The following is a 19,946-nucleotide window of genomic DNA, read 5'->3' as shown; positions in this document are numbered from 1 at the left end:
CACGCACGGACCGTACGAGCGGCCCAGCGAACTGTCAATACTCAGGACAGTCGCACTATGAGACAGTCCGCATCTGGAGGTATCGTCGGCGCATGCAGCCCAGGTCGTTCCCCAGTTCGCCGCACGCGGAGGCCGTCACGGGTGACCGAGGAGCACGGACCACGCCGGAACGCCTGGCCGTCGTGCTGCGCCGCTACCGCGAGGCGATGCACCAGGCCCTGGAAGCACAGGACTACCGCCCCGTACCGCCGACGGCGCTGTGGTTCGTGATCGAGCTGGCACGCCAGGAAGGCACGGTCGGCGACCTGGCCAGAAGGCTGGAGATCACGAAGCAGGCCGCGAGCCGCCTCGCCGACCAGCTCGTGGCGCTCGGCTACTGCGACCGCGAACGCAGCGAGACCAACCGGCGGCAGGTGCTGCTGCGTTCCACGGCCGAGGGGCGGAGCGCGGCCATGGTGCTGCTGGCCGCGATCCAGAAGGTCGACGCGGGCACGCTCGCGGCGCTCGACGCCGACGAACGCGAGGTGTTCCAGCGGGCGCTGGCGCACATGCTGGGGTAGCACCGAAGTTCCGCACGAGCCTCGACAACCCTAGCTTCGAACCGTGCGAACACTCTTACGTCCACAATGGATAGTCCTGCTGCTGGCGCTCGCCGCCTCACTGCTGGCGTCACCGGCCTCGGCCGCACCGCCGTACTCGGTCACTCTCGTCAACTCCACCGGCGGCCCGATCTGGGTGGGCGCCGCGGTGAACGCCGACGGCTCGCAGAACCTCGACGGGCTGCCGATGCTCAAGGCCGGCGAGTCCGCGACCGTCCGCATCCCGCTCGGGCCCCGCAACCACTGGCGCGGCAAGTTCTTCGCCCGCCAGCACTGCACCGGCGAACCGGGCTCGAACTTCCACTGCCTCGTCGGTGACTGCGGCGCCCGGCCGAGCCACTGCACCACCGGTGAGCAGCCGGTCAGCCTGGCGGAGTTCAACTTCGACCCCGCCGACGCGCCCGCGCCCTGGTACAACGTCAGCTACGTCAACGCCGTCAACGTGCCCGTCACGATCAACCCCACCAACGGACCACCTCCGAACGGCCAGTTCTGCGGCACCGCCGGATGTCCCGGCGCGCTGCTGCCCGACTGCCCCGCCGCGAACCTGCGCAGGCACCCCGTCACCGGCAAGCCGATGCTGTGCGTCAACCCGAACCGCGATGCGAAGACCCCGTACAGCAACGCGATCACCAGGAACTGCCCGAAGGCCTACAGCTGGTCCAAGCACGACCAGGAACCCGGCAACCGCGTCATGTTCAGCTGCCGCGACTGCAACAAACTGACCGTCACGTTCCACTAGCCGGCTAGAACCGCGGGGGCCGCTTCTCCAGGAACGCCGACACGCCTTCCGCGTAGTCGGCGCTGGAGGCGGCCGCCGCGTACAGCGCCCGCACGAAGTCGTCCTCGTGCCCGCCGTCGGTGATCGAGTTGATGATCTTCTTGGCGCCCCGCACGCTCACCTGCGCGCGTCCCGCGATCTGTTCGGACAGCTCCTTCACGCGGGCGTCGAGCGACTCCACGACCTCGTTGACGAGCCCGATCCGCAGCGCCGTCGCCGAGTCGATCAGGTCGGCGGAGAAGAGGATCTGCTTCGCCCACGCGGGCCCGACCGCGTCCACGAGCGCCTTGGTGGACGTGAAGTTGTAGACGATGCCGAGCTTCGCGGGCGTGATGCCGAACCGCGCGTCCGCCGCCGCCACCCGCATGTCGCAGGCGAGGGCGATCTCACACCCGCCGCCGACGCAGAAACCGGAGATCGCGGCGATCGTCGGTTTGTCCAGTTGTGCGATCGCGCGCTCTCCGTTGTGGACGGCCTCGCCGTAGTGCGCTGCGCCTTCCGGACCCCGGCGCAAAGTCGAGAACTCGGCGATGTCGGCCCCCGCCGAGAAGTGCTCACCACCCCGGATGACGAGCACCCTGACGCTCTCATCAGCGGAAACGCGCGCCATGATGCCCGGCAGAGCCGACCACATCTCGTAGCTCATCGCGTTGCGCTTGGCCGGCCGGTTGATCGTCAACGTGGCGACCGGACCGGCCGCGGACAGCTCCAGGAACTCGCTCACAGGCCGCACGATACCGACCGCCCGCCTTGTAAAGTCCCCTGGCGGAGACGGGAGGACACGTGACCGCGGCAGGCATCGGCGCCTCGACACTGCGCACGTTCGCGGTGCGGTTGCGCACCAGTGCGCCGGTCTCGGCGCGCATCCTCTCCGAACTCGCGAGCGAGCTCGACCGGGGCGGCCCGGTGGCCGACCTGATCTGCTCGCACAGCGCCGTGCACAGCCCGTTGTTCGGCATCCAGGCGCTGGCCGGGGTGCGGTTGCTGATGCTGTCGGGCAAGGCGCCGGACCTGAGCCAGCGCTTCGCCAGCGCCCACGCCGCCGCGATGGCCGGGGACTCCGACTCGGCGGCGCTGCTCGCGTGGCTCGCGGCCAAGCGCGCGATCGTCGAGAACCCCGGCGAGATCCTGGCGGCACTGGACCGCACGGTGCAGCAGCACCAGCCGAAGACGGCCGGGTTCCTGCTGCGCGGCCTGACCATGATCGGCGCGCCGAAGGTCCGGCTGCTCGAACTGGGCGCCTGCGCGGGCCTCAACCTGATCCTCGACCACTACCGCTGGTTCGGCCTCGGCTGGGAGTGGGGCGACAAGGACTCGCCGGTGCGCCTGGCCGCCGCCGGCCCGCGCCCGCCGAAGCTCGAGATCGTCGACCGCAAAGGCTGCGACCTGCAACCGCGCGACCCCGCCGACCCCCGGCACGCGATGATCCTGCACTCGTTCATCCCGCCGGAGCACGACTCGCTGCGCTGGGACCTCGACGACGCCATCGAGCTCGCGGCCGAGGTCGGCGTGAAGGTCGAACGCTCTCCCGCCGGACGGTGGCTGCGCGAGAACCTCGTGCCACCCGTCGACCCTGGCACGTACACGGTGATCTGGCACAGCTCGTTCTGGGCGTACCTGACCGAGGACGAGCGCAACGAGATCGAGACGACGCTGACCGCGGCGGCGGGCGCGATGCCGCTGGCGCGGGTGTCGTACGAGTCCACCGACTTCCGTTCGACCCCGCGCCTGACGGTCACGATCTACAGCTGACACAACGCTTTCTGCTGGAAGGCTTTCAGCGCCTCGTCGATCGCCGGGTCGTTCCACCGCTGGAGGTTGATCGCGAGCGTCACCTGCCGCCTGCCGTCCGCGCTGTGGAACGACCACGTGCCCGCGCCCCACACCGAACCGTCGTGCCCCCAGAACTCCCCGTGCCGGTGCAGCCCGAGCCCGTACTCGACGGTCGAACCGTCGAAAGCGACCACCGGCCCCGTCTTCTGCATCTCCGCCAACGACTTCCGGGACACGACCTTGCCGTCGAGCAGCGCGGAGAAGAACAGGTTGAGGTCCTCCACGGTCGAGATCAGTGAGGCCGACACGCCGACCCACGACATGTCGTAGACGCTGTAGTCGCGCGGCGGGTCCAGCAACCCGAACAACGCCTCGAACATCGGCGGATGCGGCCCCTCGATGCGCGTTCCGGTGGGGAACATGGTGTTGTGCAGGCCCGCCCGTTCGATGACGTGGCGCGTGATCCACCGCTCGGCGGTCGTGCCGGTGACCTTCTCGATCAGCCTGCCCAGCAACAGGTACCCGGTGTTGGAGTAGGTGCCCGGTGGGACCGCGGGCGCGTCGACGCCGAGCTTGATCAGCTCACGTGGGTAGAAGTGCCGGAACTGGTTGTCCTCCAGGCTTTGCGGCGACCCCTCCAGCAGCGACGGGAAGGCGAGGAACCGGTAGTCGGCCAGGCCGCTCGTCATGTTCAGCAGCGTGCGGACCGTGGCGTCGCCGTGCACCGGGGTGTCCAGCCCGATCTTGCCGCGTTCCACCAGCTGCATGATCGCGGCGGCGGTGAACGTCTTGGTGACGCTGCCGATCCGGTGCCGCACGTCCGGCGTGACGTCGCCGGCGGCGCCGCGCCACACCTCGCCGTTCTCCCGCACTTCCGCCCACACACCGGGAACTCCGGCCCGGTGGATCGCCTCCAGTTCGGCCTTCACGCGAACGCCCTCCTCAGCACGGCGCCGATCTCGGCGAACTGGCGTTGCGACACGTCGGCGGACAGAAGTGCTTGTGAGCCGTGGAAGGTGCCCGGCCACTGGTGCAGCTCGACCTGCACGTCCGACTGCATGAGCCTGGTCGCGTAGGCGATGTTCTCGTCGCGGTTCGGGCAGAACTCGGCGCTCGCGACGTACGCGGGCGGCAGGTCGGACAGGTCCTCGGCGCGCGCCGGTGCCGCGTACGGCGTGGCGGGCTGCCCGCTCAGGTAGTGCGCCCACGCCTGGGACGCCTTGGCGCGGGTGTACCAGGGCGTGTCGGTGAAGTGCCGCGCCGACCACGTCGTGAGCCGGTCGTCGAGACCCGGCTGGTGCAGCAGCTGGAACCGGATGGGCGGCCCCTGCTCGTCGCGGGCTTTGAGCGCCAGTGCCGCGGCCAGGCCACCGCCCGCGCTGTGCCCGGCGACCGCGAGGAGGTCCGGGTCGTCGGCGTTCTCGTGCGCCCACAGCAGCACCGTCCACGCGTCGTCCAGCGCGGCGGGGAACGGGTTCTCGGGTGCCAGCCGGTAGCCCACGGAGATCACCGTCGCCTGCGACCGCGCGGCAACACGGGACGCCCACGGGTGTTCGGTCTCCACGTCACCGATGCACCAGCCACCGCCGTGCATCCACACAACCGTGCCGTGCGCGTCGTGCGGCCGGTAGATCCGCACCGGCACGTCGGGACTGCCGGGCACCAGCCGGTCCTCGACCCGCATCCCGTCCGTCTCCGCCGGGATGCCGGCCGCGAGCTCGGCCAGGACCGCCCGTTCCTTCACCACGTCGGTCAGCTCGGCCTTCGGGAAGAACGGGATGAACGCTTCCAACTCGGGATCCATGCCGACCATCTTCACGATCTTCCGGCCGCGCTTCAGCCGACGCGTGTCGCGCGATCCGGCGTCGTGGCGCGCCATTCGTCGCTATGGTCGCGGCATGGAGGCGTTGGCGACCCGGCTGTCGAACCTGGACTCGCACGTCGAGGGCGCGATCAGGATCGTGATGTTCTACGACACCCTGATGCGCCGCCGCGTCGACCTCCCCGCTCTGGCACGGGCGTCGGCGGGCCTGGCGGAGTGCGTGGCGGGCATCCGCCTGCACAGCACAGGTCAGGTGATCCGCATGTCACCGGGCGGCACGCCGGCGGACGGTGAGGCGGCGGTGTCGTCGCGGAGCCCGATCCTGCTGGACGACGAGGAGATCGGCGAGGTCTGGCTGGAACGCGACGTCGCGGGCCCGCTCGACGAGGTGGTGCTGGACCGGCTCGCGATCGCGGCGGCGGCCGTCGTGGAGCGTTACGGACCCGCCCGGACGACGATGGCCGATCCGGCGCTCGTCGAGCTGGTGGTGAGTGCCGACAGCGACGAGGCCGGTCGCGCGCGGGCGTTGCGGCTGCTGGGGTTCGCGCCGGGCCAGCGGGTGCACGTGGTGGCGGTGAGCTCGGAGCTCGCGCTGGACCGGGTGGCGGCCGTGGTGTGTCCGGGCCACCTGGTGAAGGCGGCGCAGGTGGCTGGCCCACCCCACCCGGCGAAGGCCGCACCGGCAGTCGGCGCGGCTGCCGCCCCACCCCACCCGGCGTCCGGCGTGGGCGTCCTGCTCGCCACGCGTCTGGGCGACTTCCCACCCGCCGTCCGCGCCGGCATCGGCACCGACCCCCACCCCGCCCGCGCCTGGTCAGAGGCCCGGACCGCGCTGCGTTTCACCACCGCCCGCACCCCCGTCGTCCACCACCCCGACCTGGGCGCCCTCGCGCTGCTCGCCCACGTGCCCACCGAAACCCTGCGCGCCAACGCCGACGTCACCGCGGTCGCCACGCTGTCCGCCGAAGACCTCGACACCCTGGACGCCTACTGCGCCACCGGATCGCTGCGCCGCGCCGCCGACCTGCTGCACCTGCACCACAGCAGCGTCTCCCGCCGGCTGGAGCAGATCGGCAAGGTCCTCGACGTCACCGACCTGGCCCGCGCCAAGCTCGCCCTCGCCGCGTTCCGCCTGTTGTGAGGCTCGCCGAAAACGTTTACAGTTTTTACGCAACGCCGCCGTTCGCCTCCGAGGAAGAGGACGTCGAATGGACGGCAGGATCACACGTCGGCTGCTGATGAAGTCCACCGTCGTGGCCGCGATCGCCACACCCGCGCTCACCCCGGCCGCGGTCGCTGTGCCCGACCTGCCCTGGCCGGCCGCCACCGAGATCGTGCGGAACACGAAGCTCCCGTCGTTCCCGGACAGGAACTTCGACGCGACCGCGTACGGCGCCAAGGGCGACAACAAGACCGACAACACCGAAGCCTTCAAGAAGGCCATCGCCGCCTGCAACGCGGCGGGCGGTGGTCACGTCATCGTGCCCAAGGGCACCTACGTCACGGGCGCGATCCACCTGCTGAGCAACGTCGACTTCCACCTGGAGGACGGTGTGCTGCTCAAGTTCTCCGGTGACGCCTCGAAGTTCCCGACCGTGCTCACGCGCTACGAGGGCATCGAGTGCATGAACCGCTCCCCCATGATCTACGCCCATCGGCAGACCAACATCGCGCTCACCGGCAAGGGCACGCTCGACGCGGGCGCCACCGGCAGCTGGAACAAGGGCAGCGACCGCTCGTACCTGGAGTCGTTGGTGGCCAAGGGAACCCCACCGGAGAAGCGCGTGGTTCCCGGCTCCGGCAAGAACATGCGTTCCACGTTCGTCGAGCCCTACGACTGCGACACCGTGCTGATCCAGGGAATCACGCTGAAGAACCCCAAGTTCTGGCAGATCCACCCCACGCTCTGCAAGAACGTCACGGTCGACGACGTGCACACCGACCCGTCAACGGCCGCTAACAACACCGACGCGTGCGACCCGGAGTCGTGCGACCACGTCGTGATCTCCAACAGCGATCTCGGCGCGCACGACGACAACGTGGCCATCAAGTCGGGCCGCGACGAGGACGGCCGGCGGATCAACGTGCCGTGCCAGAACATCGTCGTCGTCAACTGCCGCATGAACGGCAACTGGGGCGCCATCACGTGCGGCTCCGAGCAGACCGGCGGCATCCGCAACGTCTACGGCTACAAGCTGAACTGCGTCAACGCCACCAAGTTCGCGCTGTACGTCAAGTCCAACACCAAACGCGGCGGCTTCTCGCAGAACATCAACCTGGACAGCGTCTCCGGCACGTTCGAGCGCGCCTTCGTCTACGTCACCACGACCTACAACTCGCAGACGGGCAGCAATGTGCCCAAGTTCGGCCCGTTCTCCGTCTCGAACTCCAGCTGCACCAAGGCTTCCAAGGTCCTCGACGTGTCCGGTCTCGCGCAGGAACACGTCAAGGGCCTGGAAGTGCGCGACAGCAAGTTCAACGGTGTCGGCTCCACCACCAACACCGTCAAGAACGTCGACGGCCTGAAGTTCACCAACGTCACGGCGAACGGCAAGCCGATGACGAAGTAACTCCTCCTGGGCAGATCAGGCGGCCCGCGGGTACATGCGGGCCATGCCGGGCGGCGCGGCGAAGGGTGCCCACGTGCCCTCCGCCTGCGCCAGCCGGTCAGCCACCACCCACAGAACGGTGGCGTTGAAGCCGTAGCCCAGGTGCGAGGACGACACCTGCACGCTTTCGCGCCGCGGTCCCGGTTCCTCGACGCACGACTCCCACGACACGATCCCGTCCGTCTTGGAGTAGATCGACGTGGCGGGCACCGGGATCGGCGGCCGCGTCGACTCCAGGGGCGGGAACTCGTCGCGCGGGATGTGCAGGCGCGAGAACAACGCGAAGGCCGGCATCGCCCGTGACTGCACGGGATCGCTCATGTTGTACGGCGACCCGAGCGTGATCACCTGGCGCACGCGGTGCGGGTGGTCGCGCGCCATCTCGCGCGCGAAGATCCCGCCGAGCGACCAGCCGACGATCGACACCGGGCCGCCGTGGGAGTCGGAAACCTTCTTCACCAACGCGTGCATGCCGTCGACGGCCTTGCGCGTCGGCCCGATGTTGCGGCCGAGGCCCCACCGGTGGACGTCGTAGCCCAAACCGGACAGGAACCGGCGCAGCATCACCGTGGACGAGTCCGCGGCTCCGAGGCCGGGGAACACGAGGACCGGGTGGCCGTCACCGGAAGGCGCGCCGCGCAGCATCGAACGGGTGGCGACGAACTCGCCGACGTCGAGGGCGCAGCGGGTGGGCTCGGTGAGGTACCAGAACAGGCCCGGTGCCGATCCTCTGACGAGGTGGAGCGGAGAGGCAGCAGGAACTTCGAAGACTTCGTCCGAAGGTACAGCGGACATAGGAGCCTCCCCACACGTCGACAACCCCGAGCCGGCGCCCTGGGCGGCGTTGCCCAGTGAGTCCATGATGTTTCGTGAACGATCTTTTCGCCAGTACTTTCGAGTCTCGATTCGCCACCGCCAGGTAACGCGTTGGCAACCTCACACGTGTGCAGTGCCTCTCACCTGCATGGACGTCGATTCAGATGCTCTCGTCCTCTAGCATTTTTCGAGTGGATCGGATGAGCTCTTTGGACGCAGGCTTCTACTTCATCGAGGACGAGAACGTGCCCATGCACGTCGGCTCCGTCCTCGTGTTCGACGGCCCGGTGCCGTCCTACGGTGACGTGATCCGCCTCTTCGTGTCGCGGCTGGACCAGGTTCCCCGCTACCGGCAGAAGGTGAAGGCCCTGCCGTTCCACGTCGGCCGTCCGGTCTGGGTCGACGACGACCACTTCAACATCCTGTACCACGTGCGCCACACCGCGGTGCCGTCGCCGGGCGGCGAGGACCAGCTGCGCAACCTCGCGGGCCGGATCTTCGCGCAGAAGCTCGACGACACGAAGCCGCTGTGGGAGGCCTGGCTCGTCGAGGGTCTCGAAGGCGGCCGCTGGGCGATCATCTCCAAGGTCCACCACTGCATGATCGACGGAGTGTCCGGAACGGACATGCTCCAGCTCATGCTGGACTTCAAGCAGGACAGCGCTATCCCGGAGCCCAAGGAGTGGACGCCGGCGCGGCAGCCGTCGACCCTCGACCTGGTCGTCGACGGTGTGCGCGACGCGGTCGTCACGCCCGTGCAGCACCTCGCCGCGTTGCCCGCGGTCGCGCGGAACCTGCGCTCGCTCAGCGAGATCGTCGACTTCGGCAAGTCGGTGCTCGGATCGCTGCCCGGCACGGCGCGACGTCTGGTCACGCGGGCCGCGACGTCGTTGAACGGTCCTATCGGGCCTCACCGCCGCTGGGTGTGGGCGCGCGCGAACCTGGCCGAGATCAAGCAGATCCGCACGGCCGCCGGTGGCACCGTGAACGACGTCATCCTCACGGCGATCACGCGTGGTTTCCGCGACCTGCTGGAGAAGCGCGGCGAGCTGACCGAGGGCATGGTCGTGCGGACCATGGTGCCGGTGTCGATGCGCAAGGCCGACCAGCACAACGAGCTCAACAACCGCGTCAGCGCCGTGCTGGTGAACCTGCCGGTCGGCGAGGCGGACCCGGTGAAGCGGCTCGCGTCGATCCGCGCGCAGATGGACGATCTGAAGAGCTCCCGCCAGGCCGCCGGCGCCGACGTGATCACGAACCTGTCGAACTTCGCCGCGCCGACGCTGATGGCGCTGGGCTCGCGGACCGCGATGCGGTTCCCCCAGCAGATCCTGCAGACCGTCACCACGAACGTGCCGGGCCCGCGCATCCCGCTCTACATGCTCGGCCGCCCGCTGGTGGAGATGTTCCCGTACGTGCCGGTCGCCTCGACGATCCGGATCACCGTCGGCATCTTCTCGTACCTGGACAGGTTCACGTTCGGCATCAACGCCGACTTCGACGGTGTGCCGGACGTGCAGCTGCTCGCCGATGGCATCCGCGCCGGGTTCGACGAGATGGTCGCGCTGGCCGCCGAGGCGGCCGAGAGCACGGCAGCGGCGCAGAAGGTCGTCGACGCGAAGCCGGAGACCACGGCCTGAGACACGACGTCACGGTTCAGGTGGGTGCGCACGACCTGCACCTGACCGTAGTAGGACTCGACGCACGGCTGGGTGCCCTCGGACTGGCACTCGGCCAGCTCGACGACGTCCGCATCGAGCTCGAGAACGTGCGGTGGTCGCGCTGGCGTGCTCGCCGCGCGACCGTCGTGTGCCGGGACGTGCACGTGAACCCGCCCGCGACGCTGGTGACGTCCCCCGTCGAGTTCCGGGTCGAGGTGAACTTCTCGGACATTCCGGAGTACCAACGGGTCAGTTGGTTGCCGTTGACCGTCCAGTTGGTCGGCTCGGAGCTGCACGTCAAGCTCCACAGGTGGCTGCCGGCGCGCGTCTTCGCCGTGCCGGAGCTGCCGCGCGGCATCGAGCTCACCGGCGTCGAGCAGTTCGACGACCACTTCGTGCTGACCGGAGCCGCCCCCGTGCTGCGGGAGCGGCTCACGCTCGGTCAGCTCGCGGAGGTGCTCAAACGGTTGGCATCCATCCAGTCGAGGACCCGCTCGGACACGACCTCGGGGATCTCCATCTGGGGCACGTGACCGATGCCCGCGTACTCGTCGTAGCGCCAGTGCGGGTGCCTGCGCGCGACGAACCGGGCGGCGGCGACGTTGACCAGCCGGTCCCGGTCGCCGCTCATCAGGAACACCGGCACGCGGACCTTGGACATCGCCGCGTAGTAGGCGCCGCGCCGCGACGTCGTGAACACGGTGCTGCGGGCGGCGGCGAGGAACGCCTTGTCCAGGCCGTCGACCTTCGCGCGCTCGTCGATCAGGTGCTCGCTGGCCAGCTTGAGCTCCTCGGGGATGCCCGACGGATCCGCGCACACCATCTCGAGCAGGCGGTCGATCTGCTTGCGGGCCGGCACCGCCCGGGCCTTCGCGAGGAACCGCTCGCCCAGGCCCGGCACCGAGTACATGAAGAACGTGGCGAGCATGGTCGGGTCCGGCCGCGTGCCGAACACCATCGGCAGGGCCGGGTCGACCAGCACCAGGCCCTTGACCAGCTCCGGGCTGTAGGCGGCGTGGAAGAGCGAGATCAGCCCGCCCATCGAGTTGCCGACGAGGACCACAGGTTCCCTGACGACGTCTCGCACGAACCGGCCCAGCAACCGGGTGTTGGCCTGGACCGTGGTCTCGCGGCCCTCCGGGTTCGTCAGGCCGTGCCCGGCGAGGTCGACGGCCGTGACACGGGCTTTCTCCGCGAGCAACGGCGCCAGCAGCGCCCAGTTCAGGTGCGACCCGCCGAGCCCGTGCACGAGGACGACCCACGGCCCGTCCTCAGGTCCGCCGAAGTCGACCCAGTGCACGGGCCCGTCGAGGTCCGCGTAGTGGCTGGTGCCGCCGAAGTTCGCCACAGTCGTCATACCAACCAGTATGTCGGTTGACGCTACCGATGGGTAGCCGCTGTCAGCGCCACGGCTGGGCGGGCTTGCACGTGCTGGGGTCCAGCCGCCGGTCCCCGTACACGATCGTGCGGCTCGACGGCTCGTAGTAGCAGTTGGTCGCGGTGTCGGCGCTGCTGCCGAGCAGGTTGCCCGCCGAGTCGTAGGCCTGCACGAACTCGGGCGGGTCCTGCCTCGGGTCGAAGCTCGGAGCCCAGTTCGGCGGCTTGTACATGCGCACGGCGTACGTGCCGTTGGCGATCTTGGCGTCGACGGTCTCCCCGTCGGCCGTGTACGTCACCCGCGCCACCCTGCTGTCGACCCGGCCGACGACCTGGCGGTAGCCGCGCGTACCAGCGGAGGCGGGATCGATGGTCTTCTCACCGCCGGCCCTCGCCCCCATGGTGTCGATGGAGAAGTGCCCCGGCAGCCACGGCACGCTGGTCTGCCCGAAACCCGAGTTGTACTCGATGCCGCCCACTCCGATGCTGCAGGTCAGCGCCTCCTTGTCGGTGTAGAGCAGCGCCCACCGGGTGTCCTCGTGCCGGAGCTGGTAGAGCTTCGCCTTGCCCACGCCCGCGGACTTGGCGCAGCCCTCCTCGATGGCGGCGACCGTCTCCTGCGACACACCGAAGTCGATGCTGGTCGTCGTTGTCGGCGGCAAGGTGGTGGTGTAGATGGCGGGCGTCGGGTCCGTGGGGGCGGGCCGCAGCAGCACCACGCCCGTGGCGACGACGGCCACCGCGGCAGCCGCGGCGAGGAGCGGCACGGTGAGGCGCGAGGTCCTGCGGCGTCCGGCGACGGCCCGTTCGAGCTCGGCGCGGATCCGGGTCTGCCGGCCGGGCGGCAGGTCGCGAGTGGGCGGAAGCATGCTGGTCATCGGTCCTCCCCGGTGTGCACGAGCTCGCGGTGCTGCTGCTGGAGCTTCGACTTGGCCTTGCTGACCCGAGCCCGCACGCTGCCCTCGGCGATCCCGAGGACCGCGGCGGCATCCGCGTACGACACCTCGGACCACACGCACAGCGCGAGCGCCTCACGTTCGTTGCGCGGCAACCGCGCCACCGCCCGGAGCAGCTCCTTCATCCGCCGCTGGTCGTCCAGCCGTTCCACCACCAGATCCGCGTGGTCGGGCACGGCCGGCTCCTCACCGACGCGCCGCAGGTTCTTCAGCCTGCGCAGCAGGGACCGCTGCTCGTTGCGCACGACGTTCGTGGCCACCGTGAGCAGCCACGGCAGCGCCGACTCGCGCTCCAGCCGCACCTCCGCCCGCTTGCGCCAGGCCAGCAGAAACGTGGCCTGCAGGTGGTCCTCGGCCTCGGCCCAGGAAGCCGTCAACCGGAAGCAGTGGTTGTAAACCGCCTTGGCGTGCCGGTCGAACAGCACCCCGAAGGCGTGCGCACCGCCCCCAGCGGCCTGCGACCACAGGGAGCGGTCGTCAGGGTCTTCGCTCGTCATACCTGTTCGTGTCCGCTCGCCCCGTCGGTGTTGGCACCAGTTTCACGCACCCCGCTCCAGCGGGCGGAGCGTGGCGGACCTCCCCAGCCGACACAGCTGATACCGCGCCCCCGGACTCCCATCCCGCCGCCGGGTTGCGCGCCCGAGGCACTGATCACCGGTTCACTACTTCACTAGTGAAAGGTGTTACCTTGGCGCCGTATCCCACGACGGAAAGGAGACTGCCTTGAACCTGCGAAGGCACCCTGACCAGGCACCTCCGGTCATCGCCGAGGGCCTGGGCAAGAAGTACCGCCGCGGCTGGGCCCTGCGCGAGACGTCCCTGGTGATCCCGAGCAACCGGGTCGTGGCCCTCGTCGGCCCGAACGGCGCCGGCAAGAGCACGCTGATGGGGCTGATCACCGGGTTGCTGAGCCCGACGACCGGGCGGATCTCCGTCTTCGGCGACCGTCCGACCGGCAAAGGGCTGCACCCCGCGGTGTCCTACCTGGCTCAGCAGAAGCCGCTGTACCCGCAGTTCACGGTGACCGAGACGCTCACGTTCGGGGCGCGGACCAACCCGACCTGGGACCAGGGCTACGCCGAGTACCTGGTCGGGCAGGCTCAGGTGCCGATGAACGCCAGGGTGGGCACCCTCTCCGGCGGGCAGCGCACCCGCGTCGCGCTGGCGCTGGCGCTGGGCAAGCGGCCCGGGTTGCTGTTGCTCGACGAGCCGTTGGCCGATCTGGACCCGCTGGCCCGCGAGGCCGTGCTGCGCGCGCTGATGATCGAGGCGAGGACCCAGGGCATTACCGTGGTGCTGTCGTCGCACGTGCTGGCGGAGCTGGAAGGCGTGTGCGATCACCTCGTCCTGCTCCACGGAGGCCGGATCCTGCTGGCCGGGGACGTCGACCGGCTGAGCCCCAACGGCACCCCGCTCGGCGAGCTGGTGCTGAACCGCATGCGTCAGGCAGCACTGGAGGAAGCGGCATGATCTGGGTTTCCTGGCGGCGGCAGCGCGCGCAGCTGCTCACTCTGCTCGGCCTGCTGGTCGTCGGCGCGGGCGTCATCACGCTGCTGCGGTCGAGCATGATCGATTCCCTCACCTCCGCGGGGCTCACCGGCTGCGTGTCGGTGCCTCTCGACCAGTGCACGGCACCGGCGGCGGCGGCGAAGAGCTTCGCGGAGGCGTGGGCGAACCCGCTGGACATCGCGCGGATGTCGATCCTCTTCGGACCTGCACTGATCGGTGTCTTCATCGGGGCTCCCCTGTTCGCCCGCGAGCTGGAACAGGGCACCCACGTGCTCGCCTTCACCCAGTCGGTGAGTCGTACCCGGTGGATGGTCAGCAAACTGGTGATGGCGCTGGTGCCCGCGCTGGTGGTGCTGGCCGTGCTCCAGTCCATGGTCTCGTGGTGGCTGTCCGCGGCCGGCACGCTGGGCCCGCTCATGAACGGTCCGTTCACGGCCCTGAACTTCAGCATCGGGCACGTCTCCCCGGCCGGGTACGCGCTGTTCGCCTTCGCCCTCGGCACCTTCATCGGTGTCATGTCGCGCCGCACGCTGGTGGCGATGACCGCGGGGCTCGGCGCGTTCGTCGTCGTGCGCTTCGCCCTGGCCGGTCTGGTGGACCGGCTGGTTCCCGCCCAGCGCGTGGAGGTGTCGCCGGACAAGGAACTGACGGTGTACACGGACGGCAGCCTCGTGCTCGACCACGGCTATCTCGACGCCGCCGGGCAACCGGTCGCGCAAGACAAGGTCAACGCTCTGACCGCGGCGTGCAAGAGCGTGCCGCAAGGCTCGGGGACGGCGGAGTCGCAACAGGAGTTCCTGGCGTGCCTGCCGAAGTCCGGTCTCGCCAAGCGGTACGCGGACTTCATCCCGGAGAGCCAGGCGTGGCAGGTGCACCTCGTCGACGCGGCGATCTTCGGCGCGCTCGCCGTCCTGCTGCTGGCCGGTACCACCTGGGCGCTGCGGCGTCAGAGCTGAGGACTGCGCAGGTCCTCCAACCGCGCGAGCACCTATGCTGACCGACGTGATCGAGTTCCGGATCGACCGGCGCTCCGGGGTCTCCACCTACATGCAGATCGTCCAGCAGGTCAAACAAGCCATGCGACTGGGACTGCTGAACCCCGGCGACCGGCTGCCAGCGGCGCGTGAGGTGGTGGAGGCGACCGCCATCAACCCCAACACCGTGCTCAAGGCCTACCGCGAGCTCGAACGGGACGGACTGGTGGAGGGCCGCCGCGGTCTGGGCACCTTCGTGACCAAGTCGCTGTCGTCCGAGGCCACCACCGGCGACGACGCACCGCTGCGCCAGGAACTGTCGGGCTGGATGGACCGCGCCCAGAAAGGCGGGCTCGTCGTCGAGGACGTCGACGCGCTGTACGTGGCGGTCCGCGACGAGCACTACCCCGCCGAGGAACGATCATGAATCCCCTGACCGCCACCGCACTGGGCAAGCGGTACCGCGCCCGCTGGGCCGTCCGCGACTGCGACTTCACCGTCCCCGGGGGGAAGGTCGTCGCGCTCGTCGGCCCGAACGGCGCGGGCAAGAGCACCCTGCTGCGCATGGCGGCGGGCATCGTCCGGCCGACCACCGGTGAGATCAGCGCCTTCGGCACTCCGGTGCGGGGCCGGATCCACCCGGACGTGTCGTTCCTGGCGCAGGACCGTTCCCTCTACCGCGATCTCACGGTGCGCGAACTGGCGCGGGCCTGCGCGGCCATGAACGACCGCTGGTCGGCCGACCGGGTCCGCGAGGTGCTCGGGCTGCTGGCCGGCGTGGACCACGACGCGAAGGTCGGCACGCTGTCCGCGGGCGCCCTCACCCAGGTCGCCATCGCGATGGCGCTGGGACGGCTCCCCCGGCTGCTGCTCCTGGACGAACCGCTGTCCGACCTGGACCCGCTGGCCCGCGACGAGACGCTGCGGATCATCATGACCGAGGTCGCCGAGCGCGGCACCACGGTCGTGATGTCCTCGCACCTGCTCAGCGACCTGCGCGAGGTGTGCGACCACCTCCTGCTGATCGACGAGGGCCGGGTCCAGGTCGACGGTGACATCGAGGAAGTCCTTGCACAGCACCGGATCCTGGTCGGCCCGGCCGCCGACGAGTCCGCTGTGGAGGGAACGCTGATCAACGCGACCCGCACCGAACGCCAGGCCACCCTGCTGGTGCGCGAGGCCAGGCCGGCGCCGAAAGGCTGGGCCGGCACCGAACCTGACCTCGAATCCCTGGTCATGGGCTACCTGCGGGCGTCGCGCGAACGACGCTCGTCGACCTAGCTGGGATACGCCGACCCGAGCCACGCCTCGTCGACCCGCAGCTGCGCCTTGCCCTGCGTGGACGTCTTCTCCACCCGGACGTGCCGTGCGGTCGTGTTCGCGGGCAGGTCGATGAACTGCACCCCGCGGTGGTTCGCCAACGACCCGGACTTCACCTTCGTCCAGTTGGAACCGTCGCTGGACGTGTAGACGTTGTAGTTCTTGATGCGCGCGGAACCGGACGCCGGATAGGTGGTCGAGTCCTCGCGCTGGTTCAACGCCACGTACGAGACCTGCCGGGCCGAGCCCAGGTCGAAGCGCAACGACACCGTGCCCGCACCCGTTGCGTCCCAGTAGGTCTGGTAGTTGCCGTCCGCCGCGGCAGAGGCCGGGTGGCCGGACCCGGACGCCGACGCGCTCATCGTGTACGACGACGCCGGGATGATCCCCTCACGCCCCGCGGTCTCGACCTTGAACACGGTGTCGTACTGGTCCCACGACGAAATCCCGTTCAGGGTCAGCGTTCCACCCGACTGCGCCCACGACACGGCCGCCCCGGTGCGCAGGTTCGTCACGCGCGAGACCTTGTACCCGTTGTCCCGCACCTTCAACGTCGTGCCCGACGGCTTCGTCAGCACGTGGACGTAGTGCTTATCAGGATCCACTTTGGACACGGTCGTGACGCCGTGCGCGCCGTCGTTCCAGAACCCCGGCTTCAACCCGTCGTGCAGGTAGCCGCCGCCGTACGTGCCGCCGATCGACTCCCAGATGTCGCCGAGGTACCCCGAAGCGAAGTTGTTGAAGGAAGCCTGGTTCGACGGGAACTTGCCGTTGACCATCGCGGTCTCGGCCATCAACGCCTTGACGTCCGACCCGGCGTTGGTGATCAGCCTGCCCAGCGTGAGCTTGTAGTCGACGGTGGAGTTCGAGCCGGAGTACCACCACGCCCCGCCGCTCGGCAGCTTGAAGCACGCCTCGATCAACCGCGGCGCCGCCGTGTACACCGCCTGCGGGTAGTCGTACGACGGCGTCATGCCGGTCTTCTGCTCGTTGCTGATCGTGTCCATGATCGGCGTGTCCTCGTTGTTGTTGCTGAGGACCATGTCCGGCCGTTCCCGCCGGATCCGCTCGTACAGGCCGTTCTGCTCCCAGTACGCGTTGTCGTTGTCGATCCAGAACCCCGCGAGCTTGGGGTAGCGCTGCATGACTTCGACGAAGTTGTCGTAGCTGAACTGCCCGAACCCCGGCCGTTCCTGGAGGTCGACCGTCTTGCCCTTGTACTTCGAGTAGGCGGCCGAGTCGAGCCACTCGTGCCCGCCCTCGTCGTGCCACTTCGGGTCGTCGGTCATGTAGTTGATGACCTTGAGCCCCTGCGCCGACGCCGCGTCGATCAGCTCGCCGAGGAAGTCGCGCTTGGTCGAGCAGCTGCCGGGAATCGCCGACGGCCACGCGCGCGCGTAGCCGAGCCGGGAGTGGAACGACGCCAGCACGAGGTACTGCGCGTGCAGCTTCTTCGCCTCGTCCACCCAGTACTTGGCGGACCAGCCACCACCGGTCACCGCGGCTTCCCAAGCGCTGCAACTGGTGTAGCCCGGATTCGTCCGCATCCCCCAGTGCAGGAACAGCCCCGACGTGGACGCCCGCAGCCAGTCCTGACGGGGATGCAGCACCTCGGCGCGCGCCGGAGAGCTCACGCCTGCAACGAGTAGAGCGGCGGTCATCAACACGCCGAGACGACGCAACGTTTTGCGCACGAGCCAGCCTCCTGGTGGACGCCTCCTGCGGCGGGAGGAAGACGTGCTCGGTGTTACCGCGGAAAGGTCTACGCCAATTCGCGGCCGCACTCAAGAGGTCATCGGAGGTATGAGGGCGTTACATGGCCAACCGAATCGATAAAGGCTCCAAATGAGCCGATGTCTCAGCCGTGGGAGGGGTGGCCGTACAGGCCGGCCCCCGTGATCTCCAGCGTCGTCAGGAACGCCGCCGAAGCCGCGTAGGAGGCCTCGACGAGCTCCGCGGTGTGCGAGAAGTCCAGCGGCGTCACGGCCTGCACGGGCGGACCGGGCAGGTACAGCACGGGCGCCTGCTGCGACGCGAGCTCCACCTCCAGCACGGCCTGGTTGCGCATGCCCAGCGTGGCCCAGAACAGCAGCGTCTCGGCCAGCGTCTCCGGCACTCCAGGCAGGTGGCCGGGGAACGCGCAGTCCAGCACCACCAACGACTTCGCGCCCATCGCCAGCGCCTGGCGGATCGGAACGTTGGCGAGCACACCACCGTCGTAGAGGACGCGGTCGTCGATCCGCACGGGCGGGTAGACGCCCGGGATCGCCGCGCTGGCCAGGATCGCGGGGATCAGCGAGCCCGACGTGATGTTGACGGCCTCACCGGTCACGCAGTCGACCGACACCGCGCCGAACGGCAGCGTCAGGCCGTCGAACGAGGCACATCCGTCCAGCCCCTCCGCCAGCACGTCCGCGAGGCCGGTGTTCGGGAACAGGTAGGTCTTGTTGGTGCGCAACGAACGGAGCTGCGCGATCGGGCCACCGGGGAACACGCGCTGGCGGGTCATGCCCTCCCACAGCACGGCCAGCCTGGACGCCGCCTTCTCCGGATCCAAAGCGAGCAGCGAACCGTTGACCGAACCGACCGAGGTGCCCACGACGAGGTCCGGGCGCACGCCGTGCTCCTGCAACGCGCGCAGCATGCCGACCTGCGCGGCGCCGAGGCTTCCGCCGCCGCCGAGCACGAAGGCGACCGGTCCGGGCAATGAGATCGTCACGTCGGATGATCCTAGTGCCGTGACCGGCAGCCTTCGCCGCGTCTTCCGGCGCCCAGCAGGGCGCCTCGCGGCACCGGCCCCACGTCCGAAGCCAACCAGGATGAGGACGCGGGGCCGGCACCACGATGCACCCGTCTGGACGTCGAAATACGGGGCAAAGGCTGCCGGTCACGGCACTAACCTCGATCTTTCACGTGGCGCCTAGTTGAGGTGCCGGTGGACGGGGTGCTGTGCTCGATTGTGTTGGGCAGGGGTGGTTTCCGGCGCTGGGCCGCCGGTTCTCCTGGTCCTTGTCGTGGGGTCGGGGTGCTGGGTTCAGCTGGTGTGCAGCGCGGTGTAGCCGGTGTGGATGAGATGGTTCCAGGGCCAGTCGCGTGGCAGCCTGAGTCGGTGGCGGCGTCCGCTGTGGATGATGCGTCCGGCGACGGTGAGGACGCGTAGCCGTAGTCGTTTGGGTTCCCAGCGCCGTGCCGGTTCGTGTTGGTCGAAGGCGAGGGTCTGGGTCCAGGCGAGCAGGTCGGCGGCCAGGGCGGCGATCTCGAGCCAGATCTGATTCTGTGTGAAGCCGTGGAAGGGCAGGTTGCGCATCCCGGTGTCTTTCTGGCCGCGGATGCGGTCTTCGGCGCGGGCGCGCTGGCGGTGACGGACCTCCAGATCGGGCAGGGTCCAGCCGGGTGCGCGGGTGTTGGTGGCGAAGCAGGTGATCCGCCAGCCGTCGCGGTCGGTCAGGCGTAGTTGCGCGCCGGGATGCGGGCGTTCACGGCGGGCGATCACCCGCATCCCGGGCGGCCAGGTCCGCGCGGCGGAATGGCTTGCCCGGCTCGGTGTGGGCATCCAGGTGGTGAGTTCGGCGACCTGGGCGCCGTCGCGCGGGCCGCCGTCGCTGTCGATCGCGGCGCGCCAGGCCTGCGCCGGGATCGCGTCGATCGCCGCTTTGACCCCGTCCTGGGCGGGAAACCCGATCGAGTACTCCAGGCCCAGCTCGGTGAGATAGTGCAGCAGCGCCTGGGAACATCCGCCGGAGTCGGCG

Annotated in this window: 21 protein-coding genes; 11 read left to right on the top strand and 10 right to left on the bottom strand. The window is 69.4% G+C overall.

Annotated elements, in window-relative coordinates; all coding sequences use genetic code 11:
* Positions 1 to 92: 92 nt before the first annotated feature.
* Both AOM45_RS18370 and AOM45_RS18365 read left to right on the top strand, forming a co-directional pair.
* A complete protein-coding gene (locus AOM45_RS18370; protein WP_030466468.1) occupies positions 93 to 560 on the top strand; it encodes a MarR family winged helix-turn-helix transcriptional regulator in 468 nt (155 codons plus the stop codon).
* A gap of 43 nt (positions 561 to 603) precedes the next feature.
* Positions 604 to 1,341, top strand: a complete 738-nt coding sequence (locus AOM45_RS18365) for a thaumatin family protein (RefSeq protein ID WP_030466469.1) — start codon at positions 604 to 606, stop codon at positions 1,339 to 1,341.
* A 4-nt stretch (positions 1,342 to 1,345) separates the two neighbouring features.
* On the opposite strand, the gene AOM45_RS18360 is transcribed toward AOM45_RS18365, so the two are convergent.
* Positions 1,346 to 2,104: an enoyl-CoA hydratase/isomerase family protein gene (locus AOM45_RS18360; RefSeq protein ID WP_030466470.1), complete on the bottom strand. Its 759-nt coding sequence runs from the start codon at positions 2,102 to 2,104 to the stop codon at positions 1,346 to 1,348.
* A 59-nt stretch (positions 2,105 to 2,163) separates the two neighbouring features.
* Here AOM45_RS18360 and AOM45_RS18355 point away from each other — a divergent pair, with 59 nt between their 5' ends.
* Positions 2,164 to 3,132, top strand: coding sequence for a DUF2332 family protein (locus tag AOM45_RS18355; protein WP_051782971.1), 969 nt, complete (start codon positions 2,164 to 2,166; stop codon positions 3,130 to 3,132).
* Here AOM45_RS18355 and AOM45_RS18350 read toward each other — a convergent pair.
* A complete protein-coding gene (locus AOM45_RS18350) occupies positions 3,123 to 4,082 on the bottom strand; it encodes a serine hydrolase domain-containing protein (protein ID WP_035909542.1) in 960 nt (319 codons plus the stop codon). The genes AOM45_RS18355 and AOM45_RS18350 overlap by 10 nt on opposite strands.
* The gene (locus AOM45_RS18345; protein ID WP_308202534.1) at positions 4,079 to 5,032 is read right to left on the bottom strand and encodes an alpha/beta hydrolase; all 954 of its coding nucleotides are present in this window, start codon (positions 5,030 to 5,032) and stop codon (positions 4,079 to 4,081) included. The genes AOM45_RS18350 and AOM45_RS18345 overlap by 4 nt, the downstream gene beginning before the upstream one ends.
* 19 nt (positions 5,033 to 5,051) lie before the next feature.
* Here AOM45_RS18345 and AOM45_RS53505 point away from each other — a divergent pair, with 19 nt between their 5' ends.
* Both AOM45_RS53505 and AOM45_RS18335 read left to right on the top strand, forming a co-directional pair.
* Positions 5,052 to 6,116, top strand: a complete 1,065-nt coding sequence (locus AOM45_RS53505; protein WP_030466474.1) for a helix-turn-helix domain-containing protein — start codon at positions 5,052 to 5,054, stop codon at positions 6,114 to 6,116.
* A 67-nt stretch (positions 6,117 to 6,183) separates the two neighbouring features.
* Entirely contained in the window at positions 6,184 to 7,545 is a 1,362-nt protein-coding gene (locus AOM45_RS18335; RefSeq protein WP_030466475.1) for a glycoside hydrolase family 28 protein, read from the top strand.
* A gap of 15 nt (positions 7,546 to 7,560) precedes the next feature.
* Here AOM45_RS18335 and AOM45_RS18330 read toward each other — a convergent pair whose 3' ends face one another.
* Positions 7,561 to 8,379, bottom strand: a complete 819-nt coding sequence (locus tag AOM45_RS18330; RefSeq protein ID WP_035909544.1) for an esterase/lipase family protein — start codon at positions 8,377 to 8,379, stop codon at positions 7,561 to 7,563.
* 221 nt (positions 8,380 to 8,600) lie between these two features.
* On the opposite strand from AOM45_RS18330, the gene AOM45_RS18325 reads away from it, so the two are divergent.
* Together AOM45_RS18325 and AOM45_RS18320 are read left to right on the top strand one after the other, a co-directional pair.
* Positions 8,601 to 10,040, top strand: a complete 1,440-nt coding sequence (locus AOM45_RS18325) for a WS/DGAT/MGAT family O-acyltransferase (RefSeq protein WP_236703736.1) — start codon at positions 8,601 to 8,603, stop codon at positions 10,038 to 10,040.
* Between the two features lie 20 nt (positions 10,041 to 10,060).
* A complete protein-coding gene (locus tag AOM45_RS18320; RefSeq protein ID WP_030466478.1) occupies positions 10,061 to 10,594 on the top strand; it encodes a hypothetical protein in 534 nt (177 codons plus the stop codon).
* On the opposite strand, the gene AOM45_RS18315 is transcribed toward AOM45_RS18320, so the two are convergent.
* Genes AOM45_RS18315 through AOM45_RS18305 form a run of 3 tightly spaced genes read right to left on the bottom strand, consistent with a single transcriptional unit; the run spans position 10,504 to position 12,891 of the window.
* Complete coding sequence (locus tag AOM45_RS18315; protein ID WP_051782973.1) at positions 10,504 to 11,418, bottom strand: alpha/beta fold hydrolase; 915 nt, start codon at positions 11,416 to 11,418, stop codon at positions 10,504 to 10,506. The two genes, AOM45_RS18320 and AOM45_RS18315, sit on opposite strands and share 91 nt — an antisense overlap.
* A 43-nt stretch (positions 11,419 to 11,461) precedes the next feature.
* Entirely contained in the window at positions 11,462 to 12,316 is an 855-nt protein-coding gene (locus AOM45_RS18310; protein WP_030466480.1) for a hypothetical protein, read from the bottom strand.
* Complete coding sequence (locus tag AOM45_RS18305) at positions 12,313 to 12,891, bottom strand: RNA polymerase sigma factor (RefSeq protein WP_030466481.1); 579 nt, start codon at positions 12,889 to 12,891, stop codon at positions 12,313 to 12,315. The genes AOM45_RS18310 and AOM45_RS18305 overlap by 4 nt, the downstream gene beginning before the upstream one ends.
* A 226-nt stretch (positions 12,892 to 13,117) precedes the next feature.
* Between AOM45_RS18305 and AOM45_RS18300 the strand changes: the two genes are divergently transcribed.
* Genes AOM45_RS18300 through AOM45_RS18285 form a run of 4 tightly spaced genes read left to right on the top strand, consistent with a single transcriptional unit; the run spans position 13,118 to position 16,158 of the window.
* Entirely contained in the window at positions 13,118 to 13,864 is a 747-nt protein-coding gene (locus tag AOM45_RS18300; protein WP_051782974.1) for an ABC transporter ATP-binding protein, read from the top strand.
* The gene (locus AOM45_RS18295; protein WP_030466483.1) at positions 13,861 to 14,859 is read left to right on the top strand and encodes an ABC transporter permease; all 999 of its coding nucleotides are present in this window, start codon (positions 13,861 to 13,863) and stop codon (positions 14,857 to 14,859) included. The genes AOM45_RS18300 and AOM45_RS18295 overlap by 4 nt, the downstream gene beginning before the upstream one ends.
* Positions 14,860 to 14,905: 46 nt before the next feature.
* The gene (locus AOM45_RS18290; RefSeq protein WP_201780010.1) at positions 14,906 to 15,304 is read left to right on the top strand and encodes a GntR family transcriptional regulator; all 399 of its coding nucleotides are present in this window, start codon (positions 14,906 to 14,908) and stop codon (positions 15,302 to 15,304) included.
* Positions 15,301 to 16,158 carry an ABC transporter ATP-binding protein gene (locus tag AOM45_RS18285; RefSeq protein ID WP_030466485.1) on the top strand — a complete coding sequence of 286 codons (858 nt, stop codon included), beginning with the start codon at positions 15,301 to 15,303 and terminating at the stop codon, positions 16,156 to 16,158. Before AOM45_RS18290 ends, AOM45_RS18285 begins: the two co-directional genes overlap by 4 nt.
* On the opposite strand, the gene AOM45_RS18280 is transcribed toward AOM45_RS18285, so the two are convergent.
* From AOM45_RS18280 to AOM45_RS18270, 3 genes are all read right to left on the bottom strand, one after another.
* Positions 16,155 to 17,858: a discoidin domain-containing protein gene (locus AOM45_RS18280; RefSeq protein WP_051782990.1), complete on the bottom strand. Its 1,704-nt coding sequence runs from the start codon at positions 17,856 to 17,858 to the stop codon at positions 16,155 to 16,157. The two genes, AOM45_RS18285 and AOM45_RS18280, sit on opposite strands and share 4 nt — an antisense overlap.
* Positions 17,859 to 18,055: 197 nt before the next feature.
* Positions 18,056 to 18,916 (bottom strand): patatin-like phospholipase family protein, encoded by an 861-nt coding sequence (locus tag AOM45_RS18275; protein ID WP_030466487.1) that lies wholly within the window; start codon positions 18,914 to 18,916, stop codon positions 18,056 to 18,058.
* A gap of 315 nt (positions 18,917 to 19,231) precedes the next feature.
* Positions 19,232 to 19,946: transposase (locus AOM45_RS18270; protein WP_174517916.1), on the bottom strand; the 715-nt coding region annotated here is incomplete at its 5' end.

The organism is Lentzea aerocolonigenes, from assembly GCF_000974445.1.
Lineage (GTDB): Bacteria > Actinomycetota > Actinomycetes > Mycobacteriales > Pseudonocardiaceae > Lentzea > Lentzea aerocolonigenes.
This window is presented reverse-complemented; position numbering and strand designations above follow the sequence as displayed.